The following is an 11,737-nucleotide window of genomic DNA, read 5'->3' on the forward strand; positions in this document are numbered from 1 at the left end:
TGTTTTCAGGCCCTCGTCTTGCAAGATGCCCGGCCTCGTTTGCGGGGCAAGCGGAGCCGCTCAGGCATTCAGACGATACAGCGCGGCCTCGGCTTCAAGCCAGGCCCTGAACAGCGCCAGCGCGGCGTTGCCCGACTTCTGCTCGGGGTAGATCAGGTAATAACGCCTGTCACTCAAAAACTCGTGTTTGACGAGGGGCACCAGCCGGCCGGCGGCCAGGTCTTCTTCAATCAGAAAGCGCGGGATCAGCGCCAGCCCCTGGCCGTGGATGGCTGCTTCTGCCGTCATTGAAAACAATTCCATGCGCGCGCCAGCCAAGTCGTTGGCGACCTCCAGCCCCAGCGAGGCAAACCACTGCCGCCAGGCATAAGGCCGCGTGCTCATCTGCAGCAGCGGGAGGTTGGCGAAGTCTTCGGCCTTCAGTTTCCGCCGGGTCGTGACAAGTTCCGGGCTGCCGACGGCGACTATGCTTTCATCCATCAGAAAGACCGATTCGGTGCCCGGCCAGTTGGCCTCGCCGGCGTGGATGGCGGCGTCCAGCGCCGTGTCTGCAAACAAAAAGGGCCGGGTGCGCGACGACAGGTGCACTGCGATATCGGGGTGCTGCTTCTGGAAGCTGCCCAGCCGCGGCACCAGCCATTTCGCAGCAAAGGTGGGCACCACGCCCACCTCAAGCGCGCCGCCAGCGCCGCCTTTGGCCATCATCTCCAGCGTGTCGCGCTCGACGTCATCCAGCCTTGCCCGAACATTGCGCGCGTAGTTGGTGCCCGCTTCAGTCAGCAGCACGCCGCGCTTGGTGCGCCTGAAAAGCTTGACGTCGAGAAAGTCCTCCAGGCCCGCGATCTGCCGGCAGACGGCACTTTGCGTGACGGCGTGCTCCTGCGCGGCATGGGTAAAACTCTGGTGGCGGGCGGCCGATTCGAACAGCGCCAGCGCGGTGGTGGACGGTATTTTGCGGCGCATGTTAAGAACTTGTCCGTGAGTAATTTGGGGTCGCGCAAATCGATTTTCGGGATGAGCTGCTAGGCGCAAAATCCAGGGCAATGCTCATGCATTGCCCGATTTTGCAACAACGCAGATCGCCGGAAAATCGGCTTGCCCTGCGGGTTGGGGTGAAATCGGGCGATTTGGCCACCAAATCTCTTGCATGGGCATGAGCCCATGTGGCGAGATGTTGGCAGCCAACTCATCCCGATTGCACCCCCAACGCGACCCCAAATTACTCACGGACAAGTTCTAACCTCCACGGCGTTGACGGAGTTCCATTTTTGCACAGTCATGTGCCAAATCTGCGTTTGTCCGCAAGCCGCTTTCACCTTATGCTTGCCAGCATTCCGTTACAGCACCGCCTTGCATGAATTGCGATTTATGCACACCTTCCCGGCTGTAACCTCCCTGTTCACCCATCCAGATTATTCGGAGACTTCAATGAGCACCAAATCCAAAGCCAGCTTTCACTGGGACGACCCTCTTTTGCTGGACCAGCAGCTGACTGACGACGAGCGCATGGTGCGCGAAAGCGCTGCCGCCTACTGCCAGGAGCAGCTCGCGCCGCGCGTGCTCGAAGCCTTTCGCCATGAAAAAACCGACACCGCGATCTTTCGCGAAATGGGCGCGCTCGGCCTGCTGGGTGCGACCATCCCCGAAGCCTACGGCGGCGCCGGCCTGAACTACGTCTGCTACGGCCTGGTGGCGCGCGAGGTTGAGCGGGTGGATTCCGGCTACCGCTCGATGATGAGCGTGCAATCTTCACTGGTGATGGTGCCCATCAACGAGTTCGGCACCGAAGAACAAAAGCAGAAGTACCTGCCCAAGCTCGCCACCGGTGAATGGATAGGCTGCTTCGGCCTGACCGAACCCAACCATGGCTCCGACCCCGGCAGCATGATCACCCGCGCCCGCAAGGTCGCCGGCGGCTATGAACTGACCGGCGCCAAGATGTGGATCACCAACAGCCCGATCGCCGATGTGTTTGTGGTCTGGGCCAAGGACGACGAAGGCGCGATTCGCGGCTTCATCCTCGACAAAGGCAGCAAGGGCCTTTCCGCCCCGGCCATCCACAGCAAGGTCGGCCTGCGCGCGTCGATTACCGGCGAGATCGTCATGGACGCCGTTTTCTGCCCCGAAGAAAACGCCTTCCCCGACGTGCGCGGCCTCAAGGGCCCGTTCACCTGCCTGAACTCTGCCCGCTACGGCATCGCCTGGGGTGCACTGGGCGCGGCGGAAGACTGCTTTCACAAGGCGCGCCAGTACACGCTGGACCGCAAGCAGTTCGGCCGCCCGCTGGCCGCCAACCAGCTGATCCAGAAAAAGCTGGCCGACATGGAAACCGAAATCGCACTCGGCCTGCAGGGTTGCCTGCGCCTGGGCCGCATGAAGGACGAAGGCACGGCGGCGGTTGAAGTCACCTCCATCATGAAACGCAACTCCTGCGGCAAGGCGCTGGACATCGCCCGCATGGCGCGCGACATGCTGGGCGGCAACGGCATCAGCGACGAGTTTGGCGTGGCCCGCCACCTGGTCAACCTGGAAGTGGTCAACACCTATGAAGGCACGCACGATGTGCATGCACTCATCCTTGGGCGTGCGATCACCGGGATTGCGGCTTTCTCCTGAACCTGCGGCGGTGTCCCGGCACTTAATTGCTATTAAATCAGTAGCTACTCACGCTCGTATCTAAAGGGCTGTAGCCCGAAATGATGCCCAAAAATGGCCTTTTTCGGGTCATTTTTCGTTTTTTGATGCTGAAATTTGCTCCTGCGGGGCCGATCAAATTCGTAATGCATCACAAATGAAGCGTTAGGGCTTTAATGCATCGTATGCGATGCATTAAGTCGAAAGTTATCGATCAGACACGCGCCACGCTTTTGCAGAACTGAACTGATCAATGCCTTCAAGCCTTGGATGCCGTAAACCGATGATGGCCCTGCCCAATCGCTTGCGTCCGCCCGTCAGCCTCGCTCAGCCTGCCAGCGCTCACATCCGTGGCAATCCGGGTCGCGTGATCTCCAACGCTCTGGCAGATGGCCGCCGCCGTGCGCGCGGCGTCCCCGGGCACCGCCTGGAACACCTCAAGAAATCCGCTCAGGTCTTTGACATATGTACCCAGCGTCTCCTCCTGATCCAGTCGACCTCTTGTCCACCGCGTGGCATTTTCAAGGCCATTCGCTTTCAGCATGCCTTCGAGGCATTGCCATGTGTAGAAGTCAATGCAGGGAACAAACAGATCGTCAAGGTAGGTGCGGCGGCGCGGCGCGAGCATGCCCGCCTTTGCGACTGCGGCATCGATGGTTTCAAAACCGATGTACTGGGCGATGGGTCTCAGCATCTGAACCAAGGGCCAGCGCAAACCCTCGGTGGCGTACACCAACATGTACAGAATGCCACCGGGTTTTATCACCCGACAAAGCTCAGACAGGACCTTTACCGGATCCGTGGTGTGCATGAGGACACCACTGGCAATGACGCAATCGAAGGTGGAGTCAGCATAGGGAAGTGCGGCCACCGAGCCCACCTGGAAGTTAACGTGAGCTGCGCCCAGGTCGTTGGCCCGGCGTTTCGCGTCAGCAATGCCCAACTCGCTGAGGTCGATTCCATCAACCGCCGAAGCACCAAGGTGGGCCATGGCAATGCTGTAGCGACCTCCCCCACATCCGGCATCCAGACACTTTTTGTCTTTGAACCAACTGACATCAAATCCGCCATCGCGGAATCGGCGTTCGAAAAGATCGACGGAGAACTTGAAGCTCGCGTCGTCATAAGCTGCAAAAAGATTACCGAAAAGCGCGCCGGTAGCGGATTCGGTCTGTATGGGTGTGTTCATCCGTCATCATAGCCCCTTGGCACTTAGGAGCTAACCCTTTACCAACCGACAGGCAGTGGGCGCAATGCCAGCAGCAGGAACAGCGTACAGAAGCGTACACAACGCGCACAGGCGTCAGAAGAAAGTCAGTAATCCCGCACGGCACGCACAGCTAACCGGAATGGCTTTATCCGAATGCCTGAAGCCATGCGGCAAATGACGCCCGGTTGACATTTCACAAGCATCCTTGCGCTCAGGGTCGGCCATGATGCAAAACTACCTAAGGGTCTTACCCGGTATCGCCCCCCAAGGGCGCTGGCTACTATCACCTCCAGTGTTTCGCGGGGCCTGGCGTTTTGCCTGTCTACAAGAGATGTTTGCCTCATGGATTCAGTGCCTGTTTACCCTTATCCGCCGGAGAGTGCCTTGCCAGATTTGCCAGTTGAGTACATTCTTGAAACGCGCGGCCTGACCAAGGAATTCAAGGGTTTTGTCGCCGTCAACAACGTGGACCTGAAAGTCCAGCGCGGGCACATTCACGCGCTGATAGGCCCCAACGGCGCAGGCAAGACCACCTACTTCAACCTGCTGACCAAGTTTTTGCTGCCCACCCGCGGCACGATTTTGTTCAACGGCAACGACATCACGTCTGAAAAGCCTGCGCAGACCGCACGCCGCGGCATAGTCCGCTCGTTCCAGATCTCGGCCGTGTTTCCGCACATGACCGTGCTGGAGAACGTGCGCGCCGCCCTGCAGCGCAACCTCGGCACATCGTTTCACTTCTGGAAGGCTGAAGACACGCTGTACCACCTGCACCAGCGTGCGCGTGAACTGCTTGAAGCGGTTGACCTCTCAAGCTTTGCCAACGAGATGACCGTCAACCTGCCCTACGGCCGCAAGCGCGCACTTGAGCTCGCCACCACGCTGGCGCTTGAGCCCGAACTGATGCTGCTCGATGAACCCACGCAGGGCATGGGCCACGAAGACGTGGACCGCGTGACCCAGCTGATCAAGAAGGTATCGGCCGGCCGCACCATCCTGATGGTCGAGCACAACATGAATGTGGTGTCGTCAATTGCAGACCGCATCACGGTGCTGCAGCGCGGCGCCATCATTGCCGATGGGCCTTATGCGGAAGTGTCGAAGAACCCGTTGGTGATTGAGGCGTATATGGGCACGGCGGACACGGAACTTCAAGGAGCTCACTAGATGTTGGCCCCCACGCTTTTCACTACGTGTAATACGCTGCCCCCCGAGGGGGCTCAGGCCTGCCTTGGGGCGGCCCTGCGGAGGCCTGCATGACCACAGAGCTCCTCAAGATAGAAGACCTCAACGCCTGGTACGGCGAGTCGCACATCCTGCATGGCGTGAACCTGACCGTCAATGAAGGTGAAGTCGTCACCCTGCTGGGCCGCAATGGCGCGGGCCGCACCACCACCATGCGCGCCATCGTCGGCCTGACCGGCTCACGCAAGGGTTCGATAAAAATCAAGGGCGAAGAGTCCATCAGGATGGCACCGCACAAGGTGGCACGCCTGGGCGTGGGATATTGCCCTGAAGAGCGCGGCATTTTTGCAAGCCTCTCGGCCGAAGAAAACCTGATGCTGCCGCCCACGATTGCTGCGGGCGGCATGAGCATTGACGAGATCTACGCCATGTTCCCCAACCTGAAAGAGCGCGCTTCCAGCCCCGGCACGCGCCTTTCGGGCGGCGAGCAGCAGATGCTGGCCGTTGCACGCATATTGCGCACCGGCGCACGCCTGTTGCTGCTCGATGAAATCTCCGAAGGCCTGGCGCCCGTCATCGTGCAGAAGCTGGCCGAGATGATCCTCACGCTCAAGGCCAAGGGCTACACCATCGTCCTGGTCGAGCAGAACTTCCGTTTTGCCGCGCCGCTGGCTGACCGTTTTTATGTCATGGAGCATGGCCGCATCGTCAAGCAGTTCAACCAGAGTGAACTGAAGGCGAATATGGGCATGCTGCAGGAATATCTCGGCGTCTGACCAGATACATATTCATTTTTTTCACCACCCTTCACCACAACCCCGCCAACAGGAGACATCATGAAACTCAAATTCAAAGCACTCGCCGCCGCCATGGCACTTGGCGCTGTCGCCGCCGCCACAGCGCAGGGCACAGGCCCGATCAGGATCGGCATCATCACCGACATGTCCAGCCTGTATGCCGACATCGACGGCCCTGCAGGCGCGGAAATGGTCAAGTGGGCCGTGCAGGATTTCGGCGGCAAGGTTCTTAACCGCCCCGTTGAAGTGCTGAGCGCCGACCACCAGAACAAGGCTGACGTCGCATCGTCCAAAGCCCGCGAGTGGATAGACAAGGACGGCCTGCAGATGCTGATTGGCGGCACCAACTCCGGCACGGCGCTGGCGATGTCCAAGGTCACGACTGAAAAGAAACGCCCTTTCATCGCCATCGGCCCGGGCTCTGCCCGCCTGACCAATGAAGACTGCTCGCCTTACACCGTGCATTACGCCTACGACACCGTGGCCCTGGCCAAGGTGGCAGGTACCGCACTGGTCAAGGCCGGCAACAAAAGCTGGTACTTCCTGACCGCTGATTACGCTTTCGGCTACTCCCTGGAAGGCGATGCCTCCAACGTGGTCAAGGCCAATGGCGGCACCGTTGCCGGTACCGTGCGCCACCCGCTGAACGCATCTGACTTCTCGTCCTTCCTGCTGCAGGCGCAGTCGTCCAAGGCACAAATCCTGGCGCTGGCCAATGCCGGCGGTGACTTCACCAACGCCATGAAGGCTGCAAAAGAATTCGGCATCGGCAAGACCATGAAGGTCGCCGGCCTGCTGGTGTTCATCAACGACGTGCACAGCCTAGGCCTGGCCAACACCGAAGGCCTGCAACTGGCCGACAGCTGGTACTGGAACCAGGACGACGCCTCACGCAAGTTCGCCAAGCGTTTCTTTGACAAATACAAACGCATGCCGTCCAGCCTGCAGGCTGCGGATTATTCGGCCACCATGAACTACCTGAAGGCCGTGCAGACCGCAAAAACGACAGACTCGGACAAGGTCATGGCCACCATGAAGTCCATGAAGTTTGACGACTTCTACGGCAAGGGCCAGATCCGCGCCGACGGCCGCATGATCCACGACATGTATCTGTTCCAGGTCAAGAGCCAGAAAGAATCCACCACGCCATGGGATTACTACAAGACCATCGCCAAGGTTCCCGGTGACCAGGCCTTCACGACGATTGCCGAGTCCAAGTGCTCGCTGATCAAGAAGTAATTCGACAAAAGTAACAGCCCGGTTTTCCGGATTGTCATTGCGGAGCTGATCCGCAATACATGAACCTGCCTCCTGCAGCAATGCAGCGAGCGGGAAGTCATGGAGCCCGGGTCAAGCCCGGGATGACAAGCCAGAAGGCGCCGGCTACCAAGGCATACAACCAGGTTCCCATGGAAATTTTCGGCATTCCCCTGCAAGCGTTTATGGGCCAGCTCATGCTGGGCCTGGTCAATGGCGCGTTCTACGCGATGCTGAGCCTGGGCCTGGCGGTCATCTTCGGCCTGCTGGGCATCGTGAACTTCGCCCATGGCGCGCTCTACATGCTGGGCGCGTTTGCGGCCTGGATCATGCTCGACCAGTTCGCCATCAATTACTGGCTGGCGCTGGTGCTGGCGCCTCTGGCTGTCGGCATTCTCGGCGTCATCATTGAACGGCTTTTCCTCAAGCACCTGTACAAGCTCGACCCGCTGTACGGCCTGCTGCTGACGTTCGGCCTGGCGCTGATCATCGAAGGCGTCTTCCGCGAAATATACGGTGCGTCCGGCCAGAACTACAACGTACCCGAACTGCTCTCGGGCGCCACCAACCTCGGCTTCATGGTGCTGCCCAACTACCGCGCATGGGTGGTTGTCGCCTCGCTGGTCGTTTGCCTGGGCACCTGGTACCTCATCGAGCGCACACGGCTGGGCGCCTACCTGCGCGCCGGCACGGAGAACGCGCCACTGGTACAGGCTTTTGGCGTCAACGTGCCGCTGATGGTCATGCTGACATACGGCGCAGGTGCGGCACTGGCAGGTCTTGCAGGTGTGCTGGCAGCGCCCGTGATCCAGGTCAGCCCGCTCATGGGTTCCAACCTCATCATCGTGGTCTTTGCCGTCGTGGTGATCGGCGGCATGGGCTCCATCCTCGGCTCTGTCATCACCGGACTGGTGCTGGGCATCATTGAGGGTCTGACACGGGTGTTTTACCCTGAAGCCTCCAACATTGTTGTCTTCGTCATCATGGTCATCGTATTGATGGTTAAGCCCGCCGGCCTTTTCGGAAAAGAAGCATGAGCCCCCACACTCCCCACTTCGTGTGGTTCGCTGCCCCCCGAGGGGGCGCTGCGCCTGCGGCCCGGCAAAGCCGGTTCCGCGGCCCCGGCTTGCGAAAATCCCGTTGCTTTCCAGGTTCGTCAAAATGAATAACTACAACAAAGTTACGCGCATCACTTACCTGGTGCTGCTGGTCTTCGCCCTCGCCGCACCCTTCCTCGGCCTGTACCCGGTGTTCGTGATGAAGCTGTTGTGCTTCGCCCTCTTTGCCTGCGCCTTCAATCTGCTGCTGGGCTTTACCGGCCTGCTGTCATTCGGCCATGCCGCGTTCTTCGGCTCGGCGGCGTATGTGACCGGCTGGTTCATCAAGTCCATGAACTGGACGCCCGAGCTGGGACTGATTGCGGGTGCGATTGCAGCGGGCCTGATCGGCCTGCTGGTCGGCCTGGTCGCCATTCGCCGCCAGGGCATTTATTTCGCGATGATCACTTTGGCGATTGCGCAAATGGTGTATTTCGTCTGCCTGCAGGCGAGTTTTACCGGGGGTGAAGACGGCCTTCAGGGCGTGCCGCGCGGCAAGCTCTTCGGCATCTTCTCGCTCGAATCAGACATCTCCCTGTACTACGTGGTGGTGGCGGTGTTTGTCGCCAGCTTTCTGTTCATTTCTCGCATCGTGCATTCGCCGTTCGGCCAGGTGCTCAAGATGATTCGTGAGAACGAGCCACGCGCCATCTCGCTGGGTTACAACGTAGACCGCTACAAGCTGCTGGCCTTTGTGCTGTCTGCTGCCTTGACCGGGCTGGCCGGCTCACTCAAGACGCTGGTCATGGGTTTTGCCACGCTGTCGGACGTGCACTGGTCCATGTCGGGCGAAGTCATCCTGATGACGCTGCTGGGTGGCGTTGGCACCTTCTTCGGCCCGGTCATGGGCTCGGGCATCGTGATTGCCCTGCAGAACCTGCTGGCCGACAAGGTGGGCTCATGGGTCACCGTCATCATCGGCGTGATCTTTGTGCTGTGCGTGCTGGCCTTCCGCAAGGGTGTGGTGGGTGAACTGCTGGCCTACCGCGAGCGCAGGCGCAATGCCGAAAGCCGTGCTGCCTGACCAGAAGGTCAAGCGAAAAAAAAAGCGCCTTGAAGGCGCTTTTTGTTTTTCTAGAACCCGTCTGTCGACAAGGCATAAGGAACATGCTGCGGCACGACAAGTTGCCCCTCGCTGTTGGCCACTGCCTGTATGTTGACGATGGGTTGCGAAGCCATCACGTTGCCGTAAATTGTGGCAAAGGCAATATCAGCCGCATCGCGCCCGGTGGCGAAACGTACAAAGCCCATGGGAATCGCTGTGCCCGACGGGTCGAAGATGTACCAGCGGTCACCGAGGAACACCTCCACATAGGCATGAAAATCTGGCGGGCCGAGTATCGGGTCCGCACCGTAATCCATGCCGCTGGCCATGCGTGCCGGCAGGTTGGCGGCACGGCACAGGGCAATCATCAGATGCGCAAAGTCACGGCACACACCCACACGTTCAATCAGCGTGTCCAGTGCAGAGGTGTTGCTGTTGCTGGTGTTGCCCTGGAAGCTCACGTGGCGCTGCACCCATTCACAAATCGCGGTCGCACGGCTGTAACCCAGGGGCAGGTGGCCGAACTCCTGGTTTGCCAGGGTCAGCAGGCGGTCTGACTGGCAGTAACGGCTGGGGTAAAGATAGGTCAGCACCTCACCCGGCAAGGCCTGCGAACTCAACTCGGGCAACTGGCCGGGCTGGGCTTCGTAGTGCACCAGCTCGACCGTGGCCTCGTAGCGCAGGACGAACTGGCCAGGGTTGGCCCGCAGCCTCAGGAAGCGGCTTTGGGTTGCCGGGTCTGTGTAGACGGTAAAGGGGACGTTCTGGCTGAAGCCCAGCGTTTCGCCGAGCACGATCTGCCTCGGCGTATAGGCCGCCTGGATATTGAAGATGAAATCGCAGGGCGCACCTGAAACCTCGTAAGCAAGTTCTGTTGAAAATTCAAGCCTGACCATGGGTGCCTTGTGTGCGTTGGGATGACGTGCAAAAGCCGATGCACAAACTTTTCCCATTGGGCCACCAAACGCAGGTACGAATTGCAGCTGGCGACGTTCGCCGAACGGCCCTGCGTCGGTGTGCCGACAGCAGGTCGGCGGGCTTGCCTACATTGCCGGAGGCAGGTCGCAAACCTCCGGGCTTCAGGCGCGGCGAACACACGAATTCCCATGGCGGCCCGCCTGAGCTTTAACGGCTGAACTGCTGTTCGGCTGCGATTTACGCAGCTTTCCAGAAGATGTAGTCGGCCTGGTACTTCACGATTTCCCTGGTGCCCTTGTTGGCCGGGCTGCACACAGTGGCAGGTGCCACGCCACCCTTGAGCGCCACGCGCTGGATGTGGGTCACGCCGGTCATGGCGCCGCTGCCCATGGCGGGGTTGGCCCTGACCAGCTGGTAAGGCAGGTTGCCTGCGCCAGAAGGTGCAACGGCGAGCTGGGTGGCTGTCAGTTTGGAGCCGTCCAGGGATTCCCAGGTGGCGGGTGGGCCGTAGTACTTGCCGACCTGCCTGCCGCTGCGGTCATTAAGGACGGCGTTCGGGCCGACAAACACCCACTCGGTCTGGCCGGGGGCATTGGCCTTGTCGCGGCATTCGTAGGTGATGTCGCCCACGCCCACGGTTTCCATCGCGATGCGGTTGCCGGCCGGCACCTTGATGGGGTCAGGCAGGCCGTCCTGCGAGAACATGGGTTGCATGCCTGCGCAAGCGGTGAGCAGGGCGGCGGCAGAAGCTGCAGCAAGAATCGAAAGGCGTTTGATTGACATGGAAATCCTCCAGGAAGTGGTTTGGTGAACAGGAACCGTTGGCAGCATTTTTTATGCTGCTACAGCTACTACACGCCAAACCCTTTTCTGGATTCACTTTCGCGAAAATTATTTTTCAACACCAGGCCTGGCAGGCTCAGCCGCGGACTCTTCCGCTTCTGCAGCCGCCGCCCTCAGCCTGTCATTGCGCCAGTAAAAATAAAGCGCCACCCAGACCGCAGCGGTGGCCAGCAGCTTCCACCAGTCCCTGAGCCAATCCAGCCATGTGGTCTCACCCAGCCCCGACCAGACCTCTACCCGTACACGCTCAAGGCGCATGTTGCGCACATCGCCCAGGCGCAACGACAAAGGTACAAGGCGACCGTCTTCCAGCGTTACAGGCTCTGAAGCAAGCACTAACTGCAGGAACTCACCTTTCTTCGCGCCCGGCTCACCCAGCAGCGGCACCATGCCCGGCGTGCTGCCCCAGCCCAGTTGCCATCGCGCGGCAACGTCGTCGCTTTCAATGGCTGCGCCCAGCATTCTGATCACAAGGGTGTAGGGGCCAGTGCCAGCCGCTGCGCGAAATTCAGGACCCGTCCAGGCCGGAATACCCGCCAGCGTCTGGGTGCGCCCCTCAGCCTGGCCATGCACCGCCAGGTTGTACTGGTCGAGCAAGTCTGCAGGCAACTCATACGAGCGCACCAGCGATTTGCCGTAGCGCGAGGGTTGGTCCTGCGCGAAGGCAAGGCTATGGCCCAGCAGACCAGCACACAGGCAAAAAAACCAGATCACCCGACGCGAAACGCCTGCCTGCCCCACAAAACGCACC

Annotated in this window: 11 protein-coding genes; 6 read left to right on the top strand and 5 right to left on the bottom strand. The window is 60.1% G+C overall.

Features of this window, described 5'->3' with window-relative positions; genetic code table 11:
• Window positions 1-60: 60 nt before the first annotated feature.
• A complete protein-coding gene (locus tag HYX42_RS18235) occupies window positions 61-963 on the bottom strand; it encodes a LysR substrate-binding domain-containing protein (protein WP_293405756.1) in 903 nt (300 codons plus the stop codon).
• A gap of 465 nt (window positions 964-1,428) precedes the next feature.
• Between HYX42_RS18235 and HYX42_RS18240 the strand changes: the two genes are divergently transcribed.
• Window positions 1,429-2,616, top strand: coding sequence for an acyl-CoA dehydrogenase (locus HYX42_RS18240; RefSeq protein ID WP_293405759.1), 1,188 nt, complete (start codon window positions 1,429-1,431; stop codon window positions 2,614-2,616).
• Window positions 2,617-2,893: 277 nt separating this feature from the next.
• Here the strand turns inward: HYX42_RS18240 and HYX42_RS18245 are convergent, their stop codons facing one another.
• Window positions 2,894-3,823: a class I SAM-dependent methyltransferase gene (locus HYX42_RS18245; protein WP_293405761.1), complete on the bottom strand. Its 930-nt coding sequence runs from the start codon at window positions 3,821-3,823 to the stop codon at window positions 2,894-2,896.
• Between the two features lie 414 nt (window positions 3,824-4,237).
• On the opposite strand from HYX42_RS18245, the gene HYX42_RS18250 reads away from it, so the two are divergent.
• From HYX42_RS18250 to HYX42_RS18270, 5 genes are all read left to right on the top strand, one after another.
• On the top strand, window positions 4,238-5,011 hold the full coding sequence (locus HYX42_RS18250; RefSeq protein ID WP_293405976.1) for an ABC transporter ATP-binding protein: 774 nt from the start codon (window positions 4,238-4,240) through the stop codon (window positions 5,009-5,011).
• A gap of 89 nt (window positions 5,012-5,100) precedes the next feature.
• Window positions 5,101-5,805, top strand: a complete 705-nt coding sequence (locus tag HYX42_RS18255; RefSeq protein WP_293405763.1) for an ABC transporter ATP-binding protein — start codon at window positions 5,101-5,103, stop codon at window positions 5,803-5,805.
• Window positions 5,806-5,865: 60 nt separating this feature from the next.
• Window positions 5,866-7,065: an ABC transporter substrate-binding protein gene (locus tag HYX42_RS18260; RefSeq protein ID WP_293405765.1), complete on the top strand. Its 1,200-nt coding sequence runs from the start codon at window positions 5,866-5,868 to the stop codon at window positions 7,063-7,065.
• Window positions 7,066-7,235: 170 nt separating this feature from the next.
• Window positions 7,236-8,120 carry a branched-chain amino acid ABC transporter permease gene (locus HYX42_RS18265; RefSeq protein WP_293405979.1) on the top strand — a complete coding sequence of 295 codons (885 nt, stop codon included), beginning with the start codon at window positions 7,236-7,238 and terminating at the stop codon, window positions 8,118-8,120.
• Between the two features lie 124 nt (window positions 8,121-8,244).
• Window positions 8,245-9,204 (top strand): branched-chain amino acid ABC transporter permease, encoded by a 960-nt coding sequence (locus tag HYX42_RS18270; protein ID WP_293405767.1) that lies wholly within the window; start codon window positions 8,245-8,247, stop codon window positions 9,202-9,204.
• A gap of 50 nt (window positions 9,205-9,254) precedes the next feature.
• On the opposite strand, the gene HYX42_RS18275 is transcribed toward HYX42_RS18270, so the two are convergent.
• The 3 genes from HYX42_RS18275 to HYX42_RS18285 all read right to left on the bottom strand — a co-directional run bounded on the left by HYX42_RS18275 (window position 9,255) and on the right by HYX42_RS18285 (window position 11,700).
• Window positions 9,255-10,121 (bottom strand): transglutaminase family protein, encoded by an 867-nt coding sequence (locus tag HYX42_RS18275; RefSeq protein WP_293405769.1) that lies wholly within the window; start codon window positions 10,119-10,121, stop codon window positions 9,255-9,257.
• A gap of 259 nt (window positions 10,122-10,380) precedes the next feature.
• Window positions 10,381-10,926, bottom strand: a complete 546-nt coding sequence (locus HYX42_RS18280; protein ID WP_293405771.1) for a DUF3455 domain-containing protein — start codon at window positions 10,924-10,926, stop codon at window positions 10,381-10,383.
• 108 nt (window positions 10,927-11,034) lie between these two features.
• Window positions 11,035-11,700 (bottom strand): hypothetical protein, encoded by a 666-nt coding sequence (locus HYX42_RS18285; protein WP_293405773.1) that lies wholly within the window; start codon window positions 11,698-11,700, stop codon window positions 11,035-11,037.
• Window positions 11,701-11,737 lie beyond the last annotated feature (37 nt).

The sequence above is a fragment of the Polaromonas sp. genome, from assembly GCF_016185115.1.
Taxonomy (GTDB): Bacteria; Pseudomonadota; Gammaproteobacteria; order Burkholderiales; family Burkholderiaceae_C; genus Polaromonas.